Annotated in this window: 15 protein-coding genes; 11 read left to right on the forward strand and 4 right to left on the reverse strand. The window is 60.0% G+C overall.

From position 1 onward, the window contains the following. Positions 1-68 precede the first annotated feature (68 nt). From RMQ97_RS05920 to secF, 4 genes are all read left to right on the forward strand, one after another. On the forward strand, positions 69-950 hold the full coding sequence (locus RMQ97_RS05920) for a peptidoglycan DD-metalloendopeptidase family protein (RefSeq protein ID WP_413659933.1): 882 nt from the start codon (positions 69-71) through the stop codon (positions 948-950). A 107-nt stretch (positions 951-1,057) separates the two neighbouring features. Next, entirely contained in the window at positions 1,058-1,426 is a 369-nt protein-coding gene (gene yajC, locus RMQ97_RS05925; RefSeq protein WP_413659934.1) for a preprotein translocase subunit YajC, read from the forward strand. Positions 1,427-1,459: 33 nt separating this feature from the next. Continuing rightward, the gene (secD, locus tag RMQ97_RS05930) at positions 1,460-3,097 is read left to right on the forward strand and encodes a protein translocase subunit SecD (RefSeq protein ID WP_413659935.1); all 1,638 of its coding nucleotides are present in this window, start codon (positions 1,460-1,462) and stop codon (positions 3,095-3,097) included. 12 nt (positions 3,098-3,109) lie between these two features. Next, a complete protein-coding gene (secF, locus tag RMQ97_RS05935; RefSeq protein ID WP_413659936.1) occupies positions 3,110-4,060 on the forward strand; it encodes a protein translocase subunit SecF in 951 nt (316 codons plus the stop codon). A 92-nt stretch (positions 4,061-4,152) separates the two neighbouring features. On the opposite strand, the gene RMQ97_RS05940 is transcribed toward secF, so the two are convergent. Together RMQ97_RS05940 and RMQ97_RS05945 are read right to left on the reverse strand one after the other, a co-directional pair. Next, a complete protein-coding gene (locus tag RMQ97_RS05940; RefSeq protein WP_413659937.1) occupies positions 4,153-5,394 on the reverse strand; it encodes a serine hydrolase domain-containing protein in 1,242 nt (413 codons plus the stop codon). 106 nt (positions 5,395-5,500) lie between these two features. After that, entirely contained in the window at positions 5,501-6,103 is a 603-nt protein-coding gene (locus tag RMQ97_RS05945) for a superoxide dismutase (RefSeq protein WP_413659938.1), read from the reverse strand. 101 nt (positions 6,104-6,204) lie between these two features. Between RMQ97_RS05945 and RMQ97_RS05950 the strand changes: the two genes are divergently transcribed. Together RMQ97_RS05950 and RMQ97_RS05955 are read left to right on the forward strand one after the other, a co-directional pair. Next, positions 6,205-7,017: a squalene/phytoene synthase family protein gene (locus RMQ97_RS05950; protein WP_413659939.1), complete on the forward strand. Its 813-nt coding sequence runs from the start codon at positions 6,205-6,207 to the stop codon at positions 7,015-7,017. A 32-nt stretch (positions 7,018-7,049) separates the two neighbouring features. After that, positions 7,050-7,745 carry an SDR family oxidoreductase gene (locus RMQ97_RS05955; protein ID WP_413659940.1) on the forward strand — a complete coding sequence of 232 codons (696 nt, stop codon included), beginning with the start codon at positions 7,050-7,052 and terminating at the stop codon, positions 7,743-7,745. A gap of 105 nt (positions 7,746-7,850) precedes the next feature. Here RMQ97_RS05955 and RMQ97_RS05960 read toward each other — a convergent pair whose 3' ends face one another. Next, entirely contained in the window at positions 7,851-9,815 is a 1,965-nt protein-coding gene (locus RMQ97_RS05960) for an alpha/beta fold hydrolase (protein WP_413659941.1), read from the reverse strand. A 237-nt stretch (positions 9,816-10,052) separates the two neighbouring features. On the opposite strand from RMQ97_RS05960, the gene RMQ97_RS05965 reads away from it, so the two are divergent. Further along, complete coding sequence (locus tag RMQ97_RS05965; RefSeq protein ID WP_413659942.1) at positions 10,053-11,258, forward strand: energy transducer TonB; 1,206 nt, start codon at positions 10,053-10,055, stop codon at positions 11,256-11,258. A gap of 55 nt (positions 11,259-11,313) precedes the next feature. On the opposite strand, the gene trmFO is transcribed toward RMQ97_RS05965, so the two are convergent. After that, positions 11,314-12,720, reverse strand: a complete 1,407-nt coding sequence (gene trmFO, locus RMQ97_RS05970; RefSeq protein ID WP_413660019.1) for a methylenetetrahydrofolate--tRNA-(uracil(54)-C(5))-methyltransferase (FADH(2)-oxidizing) TrmFO — start codon at positions 12,718-12,720, stop codon at positions 11,314-11,316. Positions 12,721-12,861: 141 nt separating this feature from the next. Here trmFO and RMQ97_RS05975 point away from each other — a divergent pair, with 141 nt between their 5' ends. The 4 genes from RMQ97_RS05975 (at position 12,862) to RMQ97_RS05990 (ending at position 17,191) form a co-directional block, all read left to right on the forward strand. Next, positions 12,862-14,004 carry an energy transducer TonB gene (locus tag RMQ97_RS05975; RefSeq protein ID WP_413659943.1) on the forward strand — a complete coding sequence of 381 codons (1,143 nt, stop codon included), beginning with the start codon at positions 12,862-12,864 and terminating at the stop codon, positions 14,002-14,004. 103 nt (positions 14,005-14,107) lie between these two features. Further along, a complete protein-coding gene (locus RMQ97_RS05980) occupies positions 14,108-15,001 on the forward strand; it encodes a hypothetical protein (protein WP_413659944.1) in 894 nt (297 codons plus the stop codon). A 112-nt stretch (positions 15,002-15,113) separates the two neighbouring features. Beyond that, the gene (locus tag RMQ97_RS05985; RefSeq protein WP_413659945.1) at positions 15,114-16,151 is read left to right on the forward strand and encodes a hypothetical protein; all 1,038 of its coding nucleotides are present in this window, start codon (positions 15,114-15,116) and stop codon (positions 16,149-16,151) included. Between the two features lie 143 nt (positions 16,152-16,294). After that, positions 16,295-17,191, forward strand: coding sequence for a hypothetical protein (locus tag RMQ97_RS05990; RefSeq protein ID WP_413659946.1), 897 nt, complete (start codon positions 16,295-16,297; stop codon positions 17,189-17,191). The last annotated feature ends 59 nt before the right edge of the window (positions 17,192-17,250 follow it).

Genomic DNA, 17,250 nt, shown 5'->3' on the forward strand with positions numbered 1-17,250 from the left:
CCGAGTGTTGTGTCGAGCGTCTGAAAGACTCTATGCGTTCTAACCGTGTCATATTCTGGATTGCCCTTATGGCGTCGGGACTTGCGGCCTGTTCATCGGTGCCGCGCGATCCGGCGTCTGTCGAATATCGAACCGGTTCGCGCTATCAGGCGCCCTCGAACCCGTCTCAATCCTCTCGTCCGGTTCCCACACAGTGCCAAAATTATACCGTGCGCTCCGGTGACACCTTGTCGGAAATCGCGCAGCGCTGCGGTGTGAGCACGCGCGATCTGGTGCGCGCCAATAATCTGGGCTCTGCAGACCGTTTGCGGGTGGGCCAGGTTCTGGTGATGCCGCGTCCGTCAGTTCATGTGGTGCGACGCGGTGAGAATCTCTACCGGATCGGTCTGCAATACGGCGTGGATTATCGCGAGCTGGCCGCTCTTAACAATATTCGGCCGCCTTATGCACTGGAGTTCGGTCAGGAAATTCGACTCCCGCAAGGTGTGACGTCGCGGCCGGTACCGCGCCCGCAGGATCCCCATACCGATGATCGGCGGCGGAATGAACCGCCAAGACCGCCTGTCAGTACCGGTCCGGTCCGGTTTGACTGGCCCTTGCGCGGTACCATCCTGTCCGGTTTTGGTCCCAAGCCGGAAGGCGGACGCAATGACGGCATCAATATCGCGGCCCGTCTCGGTGATCCGGTCCGTGCGGCGGCGCCCGGCACGGTCGTCTATGCGGGAAGCGAACTGGCGGGTTATGGACAGCTGGTGCTGATCCGGCATGAGAATGATTTCGTGACCGCCTATGCTCACAATTCGCGTCTGCGTGTGAGTGAAGGGGATCGCGTTTCCACTGGTCAGGTGATTGCGGAAGCCGGATCGAGCGGAACCGTCTCGACGGCGCAGCTGCATTTCGAGATCCGCCGGGGCACGAATCCCGAAGATCCCATGCGCTATCTGCAATAAGGCAGACTGCCAGCAGAGCTGGGTTTACGGTTTAGCCTTGTTGCAACACCCCACAGCACCGATATAGTCCGGCAAACTCTGTTATCGCCGTTATATAGGGGCAATCCATGCTGAATCTGACTTCCGTGGCGACCGCCGCCGCCGCACCGGGTGGTGCCGGCTTCCTGATGCAAATCCTCCCCTTCGTCCTGATCTTCGTGGTCTTCTATTTTCTGCTGATCCGTCCGCAGCAAAAGAAGATGAAAGAACACCAGGAGATGGTGTCCAATGTCAGCCGCGGCGATGAAGTCGTCACCCAGGGTGGCCTGATCGGCAAGGTGTCCAAGGTGTCCGATGAGGAAGCGATCGTCGAGCTGGCGGATGGCGTGAAGGTACGTGTGGTCAAGAGCACCATCGCGGACGTGCGCAATCGCACGGAGCCGAAAACAGCCAACGACACCCCTGATGACACGTCAGACAAGGCGTCGGACGACTAACTTCCCGTTCTCACTCACTGAAGGTCAGAGTCCATGCTGTATTTCGGACGCTGGAAGCTCCTTTCCATTTTCCTGGTCTGCGCGCTGGGTATCCTGTTTGCCCTGCCGAATTTTGTTCCGGAAAATCAAAGGTACGAAACGGCGTTTGACGGAAGTCAGCAGGCCAAGGGTGTGTGGCGCTATCTGCCCAGCCGCTCGGTCAATCTGGGCCTCGACCTTCAGGGTGGGTCGCACATTGTCTATGAAGTCGACATGTCGGGTGTGCGCCGTGAACGCCTCGACCGCCTGGCCAATGAGGTCATGCAGTCCTTGCAGGAACAGCCGCGTCTGCCTGCCGTGACACCGGCCGTTGTGGGCGAAGATGTGATCGTTCGCCTCGCGCGTCCCGAAGATCGCGATACGGCCTATGATCGCCTGCGCGCTCTGGCCACGCCCGTGAATGCGGGTCTCGGCCCGGCCGGGCCGCAATCGCATACGGTAACCCGCGATGACGATGATCCTCGGGCCTTGCGTCTGTCGATCACGGAAGCGATGTACGACAATATCCGCGAGCAGACACTGGTTCAGTCCATCGAAGTGATCCGCAATCGTCTCGACGGTATGGGCACAACGGATCCGACCATTGCCCGGACGGGTAATTCACGCATCATGGTTCAGGTGCCGGGTGAAAGTGATCCCGACCGGATCAATGCCCTGGTTCAGCAGCAGGCCCGTCTGACCTTCCACATGGTGGCTCAAGGGGTTGATCCTGGACCGGAAGGAGCGGCACGCGTGCCGCCCAATGTGATGACCCTGCCGGGAACGCAACCGGGCGAGTGGTACGCCATCGAACGTCTCGTTCGGCTCGATGGTGATAATCTCAACCGCGCCTGGGTCAGTTCCGACCCGGGATATCCGGTGGTGAATTTCCAGTTCGATACGACCGGTGCGGCGATCTTCAGCCGGATCACCAGCGATTTCACAGGGCAGCGTTTTGCCATCGTGTTGGATGAACTGGTGATTTCGGCACCGCGCATCAATACGCCGATCCTGGGCGGAACCGGTTATATCGAGGGCGGGTTCACCTTTGAGACGGCGCAGGAATTGCAAATCCTGCTGAATGCCGGTTCGCTTCCCGCGCAATTGACGGCGGTGGAACAGCGCACCGTTGGCGCCTCGCTCGGCCAGGACCAGATCGAGAGCGGCACCATGGCCATCCTGATCGGTTTTGTGGCCGTGATCGTGTTCATGATCGCAGCCTATGGCCTGTTCGGTGTGTTCTCCAACGTGTCCCTTCTGGTCAATATCGTCCTGATCCTGGGCGGTCTGTCCCTGTTCGGCCTGACGCTCACCCTGCCGGGTATTGCGGGCATTATCCTGACCATTGGTATGGCGGTGGATGCCAACGTCCTGATCTTCGAGCGGATCCGCGAGGAGTCGCGGGCTAATCGAAAACTGGCCAATGCGATTGAAACCGGTTTTGCCAGCGCGTGGTCGGCTATTCGTGATGCCAATATCACGACGATGATCGCGGCCATGATCCTTTACTCGCTGGGCGCGGGTCCTGTTCGAGGGTTTGCTCTGACGCTGGGTATCGGGATCCTGACCTCCGTGTTCACCGCCTTTGTGGTGTCCCGACTGTTGATCGTGTTCTGGCTGCGCTGGAACAAGCCGAAATCCCTTCCGATCTAAGGAGTGACCGACATGTCCTTTGCTCTTGTCAAATACATGCCGAGAACCTCGATCGGCTTCATTCGACTGCGTTTTGCCTCTCTGGTGTTCTCATCCCTTCTGATGATTGCTTCCTTGGGCGCTTTCTTTACCTGGGGGATCAATTTCGGCATCGACTTTACAGGCGGTGTGCAGACCGAAATTACCACCGAAGGCCCTGCCGATCTTGAACAGATCCGTTCCATCGCCAATGGGCTGGGTCTGGGTGAAGCCCAGGTGCAGACTGCGGGGAATGAAAACCGCGTGCTGGTGACCTTACCCCTCCAGGAAGGTGAAGGGCTTGAAGGCGAACAGGCGCAACAAACAGCCCGTCAGGCCCTGGTGCAGGCCATGACTGACAGCGTGCCCGGTGTGACCATTGAAGGTTCGACCACGATTGGTGGCGCTGTGTCGGGTGAAATGGTCCAGAAGGGCGGTCTGGCCATCGGTCTCGCCCTGTTCCTGATGCTGATCTACATTTTCGTGGCCTTCCAGTGGCAGTGGCAATACTCGCTGGGTGCCATCGCCGCCCTGGTTCACGATGTGATTGCCACAATCGGGATTTTCTCGGTCACGCAGATGACGTTTGATCTGGCAACTGTGGCCGCGATCCTGACGATCGTCGGGTATTCAATGAATGATACCGTGGTCGTCTATGACCGGATCCGCGAAAATCTGCGTAAATTCAAAAAGGAAGAGCTCGCTAACGTGCTCAACCGGTCGATCAATGACACATTGTCACGGACCATTCTGACATCCGTGACCACCTTGCTGGCCTTGATTGCCCTTTACATCATCGGTGGTGGATCCCTGCGTGGGTTCTCGTTTGCGATGATCTGGGGTGTGCTGATCGGGACCTATTCCTCCATCTTCGTGGCGGCGCCCATCCTGTTGTTTACGGATGTGAGACGCAGCGCCTTTGAAGATGAAGAGGATAGTGATTGATCCTCACCGAATCTGACATGAAAAGGCCCGCTCGAACCGAGCGGGCCTTTTTTGTTGTGCAGTTTTAAGTATGTCGCGCGTGAGCGGGTGCTCTACTGCTGGGGCAGGGTGGCGTAGACAGCCGGACGGAACCACGCCGCGGTGCGGCCATCGGGCGTGTTCTCATTGGGCAGGTTCTGGGTCATCATGACCGCCACCATCTGGGAGGCCGGGCTGACAAAGAAATCCGTGTCGAAAAATCCACCCCAGCCATAGTCTCCGGGAATGCCCATCGCGGTTTCACCCTCACCAGCCGGCAAGACGATACCGACGCCAAACCCGTAGGAAAAACCAGGCAGGCTGTCGCCCTTCTGGACCTCCGTAATCTGCGGCGAGGTCATCTGGGCCACGGTCTCTGCAGACAGAAGCCGGGTGCCGTCCAGTTCACCGCCATTGAGCAGCATGCGTCCGAAACGAATGTAATCATCGGCCGTGGAGATCAGGCCACCGCCGCCCGACGCCCAGGTCGGACGATATTCGGGATTGTCCTCGCCATACGCCGGATAGAGCTGGCCATCGGGACCGTGCACGTAAAGTTCGGCTGCACGGGCATAGAGGGCGTCGGAGGGGAAGAAGGTGGTGTCGTCCATCATCAGCGGATCAAAGATACGCGTCTGCAGGAAATCCTCATAGGCCATGCCCGAGGCGACTTCGACGACCCGGCCCAGCACATCGTTGGCATAGGAGTAATACCAGGCCTGGCCAGGCTGGAAGTACAGCGGATGATCCGCAAGGCTGTCGATCTTGGCTTCCAGATTGCCATCGCCTTGATAGAGCGAGGCCTGCATCATGGACCGGCCCAGATCGGTTTGTCCGTCAAAAACATAGCCAATACCGGATGTATGGGTCAGCAGGTGGCGGACCGTGACCGATGTGGTGGTATCAACCGTTACAAATTCGCCGCTCTCGTCCAGCATGGGCGAGGTGGCGACCTCAACGCCTTCGAATGCCGGGATATAGTCGGACAGGGCATCATCTAGCCCGATATCGCCGGACTCGACCAGCATCATGACCGCTACCGCATTGATGGGTTTGGACATGGATGCGATCCGCACGGGCGTGTGCTCGGTCATGGGCTGGTTGAGGGCGATATTGCCCATGCCCGCCGTTGAGATCAGCGTCTCGCCTGCACGATAGATTATCGCGACATAGCCGGCACGGGTCTGGGCTTCGACACGTGTATCGAGCGCGGCATCAAAGGCCGTGCGGGCCTCGGGTGTGAAGGTCTGTGCGAAACAGGATGAGGCGCAGATCAGGGCGGTCGTGGCCGCCAGCGCCAGGCTTTTGAAGCTCATTGGTCTCCCCTTATGGTTCTTTATCGAACAACCGGGGAGGAGATTAGGGCGGACCGGGCCGTTTGACGACCCGGTCGCGCTCAAACACGTGTGATTGTCGTGTGGATCAGACGGCTGCGAAATTGGCAGACGCGAACTCCCAGTTGACCAGATGGTCAAGGAAGGTGGAGATGTAGTCCGGACGACGGTTCTGGAAATCCAGATAATAGGCGTGTTCCCAGACATCCATGGTCAGCAGGGGCGTGACGCCGTCTTCCGTCAGCGGGGTTTCGGCATTGCCGGTCTTGCGCACTTCCAGCTTGCCGTTCACAGCAACCAGCCAGGCCCAACCCGAGCCGAACTGCGTGGCACCCGCTTGGGCAAACGCTGTCTTGAAGGCGTCGAAGGAGCCGAAATCCCGATCAATGGCCTCAGCCAGCGCGCCGGTCGGTGCGCCGCCGCCATTGGGAGCCATGGAATTCCAGTAGAAGGTATGGTTCCAGATCTGAGCGGCATTGTTGAAAACACCGGCCTTGGAGGCGTCGCCGGCAACCGCCAGAATGACGTCTTCCAACGATTTATCAGCCAGGTCAGAGCCGTCGATCAGGCCGTTGAGGTTTTTCACATAGGCCGCATGGTGTTTCCCGTGGTGGAAATCCAGCGTCTGAGCGGAGATATGGGGGGCCAGAGCGTCTTGCGCGTAGGGCAGATCAGGCAGGGTAATAGCCATGGAAACCTCGAAGATGTCAGGCGAAAAGATAGCCGGGAAGAACTCCCGTACCCAAGTGCATATGGGATGGGGTCACTGTGTGTCCAGCGTGAGGGCGTAACATGTCGAAAGATTTTACCGCATTGTTGCAGGCTCAGGACGAGGACCGCTATTTGGCCTCGGTCTTCGCCGCCCCGTCCACGCGCGCGGGTCTCCATGCGCTGTATGCCTTCAACTATGAAATCGCACGTATTGCGGAGGCCACGTCGGAAAGCCTGATTGGTGAAATGAAACTGACCTGGTGGCGCGACGCCGTGGACGACCTCTATCTCGACCCGGCCCGTATTCGCCGTCACGATGTCACCGAAGCCTTGGCCTTGATCATTCATCACCTGCCCAAGGTCGAGCTGCTCTCCCTTGTCGCCGCCCGGGTGGATGATGTCTCGGCCCGTCCCTTCGAGGATCTCGATGACATTCTCGCCTATGTGGATGCCAGCGCCACGGCGCTGATGCGCCTGGCCTTGAGGGTGTGTGGCGCGGAGCTGGATGAAGACCAGTTGCGTTCGGCGGGTCGGGCCTGGGGGCTCACAGGGCTCTTGCGGGCTTTCCCGATGAAAGCACAGATCGGTCGTGCGCCCGTGCCGGGAGACCGGCTGGCGCAGCTGGGCGGGAGTGCGGCCATGATGGCCCAGGGTCTGGGTGAGGAGAAAGTCACCGAAGCGCTTGAACCCGTGGTCAAAGAGGCTCAGATTGCCTATTCAGCGTTCAGGGACGCTGGCCCCCTGCCGGCAGATGCCATGCCCGCTCTGGGTTATGTGGTTCTTGTCCCGCGTTATCTCAAACACCTGCCGACATCGCCCTACGCGCTTGCCGGCGATCTCAATCCGCTGGGCCGCCGGCTAAGGCTGAGCTGGGCCTCGCTCACAGGACGCTAGCGGTCGGGATTGAAGACCTAAAGGACGAATTCATGCTTCATGCTCTCATCACCGGTGCCAATCGCGGCCTGGGTCTGGAACACACCCGTCAGCTTTTGCAGCGCGGCTGGAAAGTGACGGCCGCGTGCCGCGATCCGCAAAGTGCGAGCGAGCTGGCCGGGCTGGACACTGGAGAAGGTGAGCTGGTTGTGGTGGCGTATGACGCCACGGATCTTGCTGCGCCGGCGCGACTGGCAGACACCCTCACAGATCCGATCGATCTCCTGTTCGCCAATGCGGGATTGATGACGCGCGAAACACGCACATTCGGGTCCGCGGCCAATGAGGCCTTCATCGACGAAATGCGGGTGAATGCACTGGCTCCGCTGGCCCTGGTCGAAGCCCTGGCGGACAAGGTTGCAGCGTCCGAGATGAAAGTCATCGCCCTGCAAACCAGCCGCATGGGCTCCATCGCCGATAATGATAGCGGTGGGGCATACGGGTATCGTGCATCCAAAGCCGCGCTGAACGCTGTTGGCAAATCGCTCAGTATCGACCTGGCCGATCGGGGCATTGTGACCGTCTTGCTGCACCCGGGCTGGGTGAAGACCGATATGGGCGGTCCGAACGGTCTGCTCACCATCCCCGAAGCGGTATCCGGTCAGCTCGACCTGATTGCCCGCGCATTCAAGAATCCGGCGATGAATGGCCGCTTCTTCCACGTCTCGGGTGAAGATCTCGCCTGGTAGACGCCTGATCGGACGACGGTATTCGTCCGGCCAACCCGTTTCTGGACAATCGTCCAGACGGCTCCGGACAGGTCTTGTCAGAAACTGGCACGTGTGCGGCGGGGATTACTCCCCGCCGATATGGGTGTCGAGGAAGCGGATCACATTGTCCAGAACGGTCTCGCGGGTCGAGGCACTGGTGAGCCAGTGATCCCCCTCGTCCATGCGAATAAACTCCACCGGCTTGCCCGCGCGCCGCAGCGCATCGCGCATGTCTTCACTCTGGGAAATCGGTACCACGGTATCCTCCTGGCCATGGATCAGGAGGACCGGGATCTGGATTGCCTCGGCGTGGAAGCGCGGTGACAGCCTGCGCAGGTTCTGACGCCGACCCTCATCATTGTCATCGAGAATGGCCTCGTCCCAATAATCAACGACCCAGTGATGTCGGCCATACCGTTCGCGAACAAAACGCAGTAACCCCTGGATGTCTGTTACAGGTGCGATGGCTGCCGCGCATTGATACTGGTCCGGTGTGAAGGCGGCTCCGGCGAGAGCGGCATAACCGCCATAGCTGGCGCCGAGAATGCAGATGCGATCCGTATCCGCATAACCGGCCGTGACAAGGGCGGCGGCGGCATCGGTCACATCGTGTTGCATGACCCCCGTGCCCCATTCGCCGTAGCCGGCCTCTTCCCAGTCGCGGCCATAACCTTCCGATCCACGGAAATTGGGCTGGACGACCATGTAACCGCGCGCTGCCAGGAAATGGGCCAGATAGTCGAAACCACCCGTATCCCGGGATGCGGGCCCGCCATGCGGTAGCACGACGGTCGGATGAGGACCCTCACCGGCGGGCAGGGTCAGATAGGCCGGGATGCGAACGCCATCGCGCGCGGGATATTCGATAGACATGCGTGTGGGCAGGTCCAGCTCATCCAGTTGCGGATACTGCGACATGATCGATATGAATTGACCGGACTGGCGGTCAAAAAGGTAGTATTCCCGTGGTGCAAATTCATACTCCAGGGACAGCAGGATTTTCTGGCGGTCCTCGGACCAGTCGCGGATCAAGGGGTAGACATCGGGCAGGCGTTCGGTGAGCTGCGCCGCGATCTCTGCCAGCTCTGGATCAATCCATTCAATCTCCAGCATGTCTGAGTGATAGGCCGCGCCAACCACACGATTGGTGTAGGGGTCCCGGATCGCGGTGGCGAGGTCATAGGTGTCGTGTTCAAAAACCGTACCGTTGAACTCGCCCGTTTCCAGCGAGACGGAGTAAAGACCGCGCCGAATATCCTCCTTTAATCCAGAGAACAAAGTCGTCACACCCAGATCACCATTGGCCAGAAGCCCGACGGTGGAATAGGCCATGCGCTCGGCGTCTTCATCCTCCGCAATGATCTCCCAGTTCCCATCTCTTTGAACCCGCAGGCGCTGGAGGTTGCGCTCCTGATTATACTCGACGCGCGCAACGGGCTCGCCCGCGTCATTAATCACCCAGTCGACGGTTGATGCGGACCCGCTCGCCATGGTCGACACACCTCGTGACAGCGGATCCACACCAAACAGGTCAAGGCTTCGCCGGGTGTCGCGGGCGGGAATCAGGACCCGGCCGGTCGCATCATGGATGCCCTCAATACGCCCCATATTCACATTCAGGCCGGTCCGAGCGCTGCTCTCCAGGAGTTGGCGGGATGCCATGTCGTTCTGGATGTCAAAGGCGAAAACGGCGGAAAAATCATAGCGGCCAGTATACCGGACAAACCGGGTCGCCTCGCTCGCCGAGAGTAAAACGACTCGATTGCTGGCCCAGCGGAGGTTTTGGGGACGGATCTCGGTGACAATCGCGCCTGTCTGCTCGCCGGTCCCGAAGTCGTAGACAAACAGAATGCGTTCGCCCTGGGAGTTACTGATAAACGCGACCCGGCGTCCATCCGGAGAGAGGGCAGGAAGGTGGAAATTGGGCAAGGCTGCGAAATCCTCGACGCGTACCTGTTGGGCTTGCGCGGTGAGGGATGCCGCACTCCATTGGACCACGGCCAAGACAAGGCCCAGAAGGCCGACGAATCCCAATTTCATTGCACGCATCAGACACACTCCCTCCATGTGCGTGCAACATCGCAGATGCCGATCCAAGATTGCAACCGGGATTGTGCGGTTCAAGGTGTTCGCAAACGACTTGGTTAAAAAATGGGACCGCTACCACAATCTGTGATATCCTCGTCTCGAGCATCAAAAGATGCCGGGTTTCGGGGAGAGAAACAGATGATGTCCAGACTGAAGGTCTCAAGATTGACCGGCGCGTTTGTTGCGGCGTGTTGGATGATGAGCGCCGGCGCCGCATCGGGGCAGGGATTGCCGGCCAGTGTGAGCGAGCCCTATGCGCGCTATCAGACGGCCCAGGCTGCGGGGGATGCACAGGCCGCGGAACAGGCCGCCGGAGAGGCCTATCGTGCGGCCCGGGCTGAAGGGCTTGATCTGAACACGATCGGTGTTCTGGCCGAGATCTACGGCTATCTGGCCCGGCAGAACGGAGACGGTGAAACCGGGGCGGAAATCCTCACAGAGGCGGCCCAGATTGCAGACAGCGTCGAGTCCCCCGCAGGTGATCGATTGTGGCGCTGGTCGCTGGCAGCCTTCTCGGTCCGCGATCTCGGTCAGACCGAGACCGCACTGCGCTATTCAAGCCACGCCCTTGAGGCAGGGGCTGACCTGGATGCTCCCGACAACGAGGCTCGCGATCTGATGGCGCAGATGCGCTATTTGCGCATCAGACTGTTGCGTGCGTCGGGCGAGATGTCGGCCCTGGGTGAAGAGGTGGGGCCTGCGATCGAAAGCTATCAGGTCGCCGGATGGCCGCTCGATGCCCGCTATGCCGTCACATATTCGCATGGCGCAGCCGCGGCTTTCCAGTTTGAGGCCTATGAGGATGCCGCCACGGCTTATTTGATCGCGTCGGACCTTCTGTTCGCAGAAGGCGCTGAGCCGGCCATGGTCTGGAATGCGCGGGCCTATAGCCGTCTGGCCGAGCTGATTGCCTGGGCCGGCGATGAAACGGCGCTGGATCAACGCCTGGCCAGTGATGTGATCTTCCAGCAGATGGCAGAACAGCATGCGGCCGCGACCACGGCGCTGGAAGGCGCAGAGATCTGGTCCCGTCCGGGTTTTGTGGATGCGGTGCTCGAAGAACGTGTCTCACCAGCCTATCCGGAGACGACGGGTACTGACGAGCCGCAGGGTTTTGTCCTGGCCCGTTTTACAGTGCGTGCAGACGGCTCGACCGATGCGGTGGAGATTGTTTCTGAAATCCCCGGTGGTTTGTTCGCCGAGGCGGCAATAGACGCAGTGTCGCAGTGGAGATATGCGCCGGCCACGCTTCAGGGTGATCCGGTGGACCGCCCCGCAATGACCGAATTGCTCAGCTTCATGCCCGGTCAGACCGTCGGTGTGCAAACCGATCCGTTTGAAGGTCTTGGAAACATCCAGATTTCGGCACCTCCGCCCGCCGAGGCGCCACGCGGACCGCGCTGAGGCTCTTCCCCGGACCGGACCAGGCCGGGACTTCGGTCCCGGCCGTGTTGGGTGATCAGGCCGGGCTGTGTGCAGACCAGCTCGCCAGATCGGTGAGCGCCCGGGCCGACATAAGCTTTTTCTTGGCCACGGATTTCGCTTTGCCACGAATACGATTGCCCTCCGCATCCCGCGAGGGCGCCTGCATTTCCGGAAAGAGACCGAAATTCACATTCATGGGTTGGAAACTGCCCTTGCCATGACTGATATGGCCACCGGTCACATGCGCGATCAGGGCACCGAGCGCTGTGGTGGGAGGCGGTGCGGGCAAGGCATGCCCCAGGCGTTCTGCTGCCGCATAACGCCCGGCCAGCAGGCCCATGGCGGCGCTCTCCACATAACCTTCAACGCCGATCAGCTGACCGGCGAACCGCAGGCGCGGCTGGGATTTCAGGCGCAGCTGCGCGTCGAGAAGTTTGGGTGAGTTGAGGAAAGTGTTGCGGTGGATGCCGCCAAGGCGTGCAAACTGTGCCTCGTCGAGCCCGGGGATCATGCGGAAGACCTCGGTCTGGGCGCCGTACCGCATCTTGGTCTGGAAGCCGACAAGATTGAACAGCGTGCCCAGGGCATTGTCCTGACGCAGCTGGACGATGGCGTGCGGTTTGCGATCCGGTTCGTGGGGGTTGGTCAGGCCGACCGGTTTCATCGGTCCATGACGCAAGGTTTCACGCCCGCGTTCAGCCATCACCTCGATGGGCAGGCACCCATCAAAATAGGGTGTGTCTTCCCACTCCTTGAATTCGGTCTTGGGTGCATCGAGCAGGGCGTCGATGAACGCGTTGTACTGCGCCTCGTCCATCGGGCAGTTGAGATAGGCCTTGCGATCAGCATCGGTCTCGCCCTTGTCATAGCGCGACTGGAACCAGGCCTTATCCATGTTGACACTATCGCGATGCACCACCGGGGCGATGGCATCGAAGAAGGCCAGCTCGCCTTCACCGGTCAGCTGGAGAATGGCATCTGACAGGCTGTCAGACGTGAGCGGACCGGTCGCCACGATGACGCTGTCCCAGTCTTCTGGGGGGAGGGCGGGGATTTCCTCGCGCCGGATTTCGACAAGCGGATGATCGGACAGGCGCTGTGTCACGGCTGCCGAGAACTGGTCGCGATCCACCGCCAGGGCGCCGCCGGCCGGAAGCCGGTTGTTGTCGCCCTCTCCCATGATAATGGAATCGAGGCGTCGCATCTCTTCGTGCAACAGGCCGACCGCGTTGGTTTCGTGATCATCCGAGCGGAAGGAATTGGAGCACACCAGTTCGGCCAGGCCATCGGTGTGGTGGGCGTCGGTGCCCTTCACGCCGCGCATTTCATGGAGAATGACGGGAATGCCGGCCCGGGCCAGCTGCCAGCTCGCCTCGGAGCCTGCCATGCCGCCGCCAATCACGTGGACGGGTTTGATATCGCTGTGTGTCATGGGCGGCATATCGATCCGCATGGCAGGCAAGTCAAGTCAGGCCTTCAGACTCGCTTGTTTCGTAAAAGCGCGAAGCCGGAATAATCCCTCTTGTGTGAACGGAGTTCGCATCTACTTCATTCCCGCAGGAGTTGTTTCAGGAGATCTGGTATGCGTATGCGGTTTTTCGGTCATGTGGTGGCTTGGGTCGCGGGTCCGTTGATGTTGGGCTCGGCAGCGTCAGCATTGCCGCCCAGTGTGATGGAAGCCTATGGGGTGTTCAGCCAGGCGCATGCGCAGGGTGATACAGAAACTGCGCTGATGGCAGCCCGCCAGGCCGTCGAGGCAGCAGAGGCAGAAGGCATTGCAGCGGGCGCGATGGGCTCCCTGCTGGAAAATTATGCGTTCTATCTGACACAAACGGGTGATTTCACCGAAGCGGAAGCACGCTGGGTCCAGGCGGCGAATCTTGCGGCCGGTCAGGACGGTATGATCCGGAACGTTGTCTGGCGGTTCTACAATGCCGCCCTGGTGTCCCTGCAGCTTGACGACAACGAGGCTGGTGAACGCGCGGAGGCGCATCTCGAGCGCGCTGTCGAGGCCCTGGAAAGCGATAGCGCTCTTGCCAATGGGGATGCAGAGCTGGTTGGACAGGTGCGCTACTTGCAGACCCGAATGGCGTTTGCCGCTGGCCGACCCAACCGCATGCTCGAACCTGCAAGTCAGGCCATTGCCGCCTTTGAGCACAGCAATCGGGCACCGGATCAGGTGTATGGCCTGGCACACTATTATCGCGGGGTTGCCGCCCTCTATCGTGAACAATGGGCGGATGCGAACTACCACATGCATCTGGCCGGGGACGTGTTCGCCTTTGTGGGACAATCCCGTGAGGATGCATCACGTGCCTGGGCCCTCATGAACTACGCCCAACTTGTGGGCGAGGGTAGCGCAATGCGCGGAGTCGCCGAGCGTCTGGAGAGTTCGAGCCTCCATGCTCTTCTTGTCGATGTTGAAACCGGGACACGACCTGAGCGTCCGGGTCTGATTCCGGCCGTTCTGCAGGAGCAACGTGCTGTGCGCTACCCCCAGATGGCCGCGTCGTCCGGTATCGAGGGTATTGTCGTGGCTCAGTTCGATGTGAGCGAAGACGGTCAACCAGAGAATTTCGAGATTGTGATGGAGGTGCCGAGAGGTGTCTTTGACACAGCTGTCGAAGGGGCAATCAGCGATTGGGAGTTTGAACCGGCCCGCCTAGGAGGTCAGACCGTACGCGAAGAGGGACGAGTCTATCACTTTACGTTCAAACTGCGCTAGGCGCGGTGACCGCGGTCAGGGGGCAGCCGGGGCATCTGATGCCCCGGTTTGCCTGTGCGGGCCGGTCGGTCTAAGTCACGGTCAGCTGACCGGATACTGACCCATGACACCGACCCCGACCGCCTTGCCCCTTCTGCCCACCGTATGGACCACCTGGTTCTGGCTCGTCCGCAATCTGCCAGCCGTGGCCATGATGGGGCTGCCCTATACGGCGCTTTATGCTCTGTCCCTGATCTGGATGCAGATCGGGCCGGTCGGAGCGCTGGCCGGCGTCGGTGGTTTCCTAATTTCCCTCTCCGGTCTTCTCGCCATGCTCGCCTTTCAAGGCGCCGTGTTCCGCATGCATGGCCGTGGCGAAGCCGGAGGGCTGGGAGCATTGCGTCTGGGTGCCGATGAGGGGCGTTTGTTTATTGTCCAGCTCCTGGTCGGGTTTCTGGTTCTTCTGGTGGCTATTCTTGCGGTGATATTCTGGGCCGCCGTCCAGGTGTCCATTGCCAATGGTGTCCTGCAGGCCAACGGAATCGACCCGGAGAACAACCCCTATGACGCGGCGACTGTGATGAGCTTGTATGGCCCGTCGGAGATTGTTGTCCTTGTGATCGTCTCCCTCATCGTGATCGCGGCCATGGGCTGGCTGATTGCCCGTCTTGCACTGGCCTATCCGGCGACCATCATCCGCGGGCGAATCCAGGTCATGAAAATCTGGCCGGTGAGCAATCAAAACGCCTGGCGGATCACATTGGTCGCGGCGCTGACCCTGATCCCGGTCATGCTTGTGGAGATCGGTCTCTACGAAATCGCCGTGATGATTGTGGGATCGTCTTTCCTGGAGACGGTTCAGCGCGGTGTGGAAGCGGATGTCGCCGGTTTCGCCCGCGGACAGGCCTGGATGCGCTGGATTGGCCTCTTTACTCTGATCAATTTACCGCTGCAGGCTGCTCTGTTCTCGGGTGTGTTCCTGTTCCTGTCACCGCAGGACCGCTCCCAGGACGGTTGAGGCTGCACGGGATCGACCAACGGGTGTTCCCACTCGACTTCGCCCATCGAACTGTCATCATCTCCAGCAATCTGTACGCGGTGCGAGCACTCAGGGAGGGCAGGGGATGCCGGTGAAACCGTTCGATATGGGCCAGGCCATGGTCTTTTTCTTCAGCCGCTTTGGCGACAAGCCAGGGGCAGCGTTGTGGCTGATGTTCTGGCAGATTCTGGTGGTTTTTGCCGGATTGGCGGCTTTCTTCCTGATGGTGCAGGATTTTCTCGGCGAAGTCTTTGTTCACATCGATGTGCATACGGGCGAGCCGCTCGATGATACGTTGTTTGAAGCTGAGATGCTTGAATACATGATGGGACTGCTCCTCTGGTACCCGCTGATCATTCTGGGCGCCATCATGGTCTATGCGGTGATCAAGGCGGCCTGGCTGCGCTTTCTTGTTCGCAATGAAATCGCGTCCATTATCCCCTACCGCCTCGGCGGGGATGAATTGCGCCTTGTCGGTGTTGCGGCGATGGCCGTGTTTGTTGCGGTGTTCGGTACCATCGCATTCACCTTTGCCCTGGTGTTTGTCAGCCTGTTGATCGCCTTTGTGACAGGTAGCGGAAGCTCGGCCGCCGAAGTGTTGGGCGTGCTTGTGAGCGTTGTCTTCGCCCTTGGCGGGATTGCGCTGGTCCTCTTTGTCGCCATTCGTCTGAGCAATGCAGACGCGTTGAGTATTCGTGATCGCAAATTCCGCTTTTTCGAGAGCTGGACGGCCACGCGCGGTGTCTTTTGGCCGCTTGTGCTGTCTTATCTGGTCGTGGGCCTGGTGGGCGGTTTTGCGGCCAGCCTGGTCTCCACCTTTGTCCAGGTCGGCGTTATGGGCGCAATCCTCCCGACGCTGGAACAGCTGCAGGACGTGAATATCGACGGCATGACCGGCGAGATGCTGTTGGACATGCTATCCAGTGTTCTCCTGTCGCCCGGCATCCTGATCCCGATGATTGTGGGCACCATTCTGTCCATCGCGATACAGATTCTTCTGGAAGCCGCATTGATGGGGGTTGCCGCCTATAATGTCGTGCGTCTGGGCGGCGGTGATCTGGGTGAGGCCGAAGATGCTCCTGTGCTTGACGGCAGTCACCCGGCCGGCGCGTCGCCGACCCTGGGATAGGGCCAAAGAGTGTTGAAAACGGGCGGTCCGTCAGGGCCGCCCGTTTTGCGTGTTGTTCTGTGATGGCGGCGAGCGTACAGAGCATCGACTTGCCCGGACCCGACTGCTAATCATCCGCCCGTCAATGTGCGTGGGAGATCTCGATGAAACAGCCTGTCAAATTTGCCGATGCCTTCCTGTTCGGCTTTCGGGCCATGAGATGGCGGCCGATGCATGCCGGGATCTATATCGCCGTCGTGACCATTCTCTATTTCCTGTTTTACGCATGGGCGGGCAGCGAGAGTGGGCAGGCTTTCTATCAGGGTTATTTTGAGTCCAATCTCGCCCTGCAAAACCAGCAGTATGACCAGATCGGCCTGGAAATCCCCTTGCTCTTCCTGGTCTCCAGCCTGGCCCATGTGTTGATTGTTGCCGGCGCAGTCCGTCTTTTGGTGCGGCGTGACACCTCCCCCTACTGGCCGCTTCAAATGGGCGGTGATGAATTGCGGACTCTGGGATTGATGGTGGCCATTGTGCTGATCCTGGTCGCTGCCCTCATTGTCGGCATGCTGGGTATCAGTCTAGTCCTGGTCGTTCTGGGGGCTGTCCTGAGTGTGGTGGCCGGCTCGCAAGGCGGTGTTGTTCTCGCTTCGGTGCTGGGTGTGATCGGTGGCATCGTGCTTTTGGTGGCGATGCTCGTACTGGTCGGACGCCTTTGGGTCTCCATTCCCCTGTCCATCATTCGCCGTCGTTTTTCGATGGGCGGTTGGGAGGCCAGCAAGGGGGATGGCTGGACGCTTTTGGGGGCGCATATCGCGATCTACGCGATTATTCTCGGCATGGCGCTGCTCTCCCTGCCCAGCCTTATGGCCGCCGCAACCGATCCGAGCCTGGCTGAAGATCCGGCCGCCATGGCCCAGATGGTGGCGCGCCCGCTTGGAGCGCTGACCTGGGTTCTGACCCCGATCAATGTGGCGCTGATGGTGGTGCTCGCAGGACCGACAGCCGCTGTGGCGTGGAATGCGAGCCAGGCCCAGGATGATATCGCCGACGTCTTCTAGACGTCGTTCGTCCGGGTAAAGCAGTCTCTCCAGATACACAAAGGCCCGTCAGCGTTCTG

The sequence above is a fragment of the Maricaulis sp. D1M11 genome (genome assembly GCF_047308265.1).
GTDB lineage: Bacteria > Pseudomonadota > Alphaproteobacteria > Caulobacterales > Maricaulaceae > Maricaulis.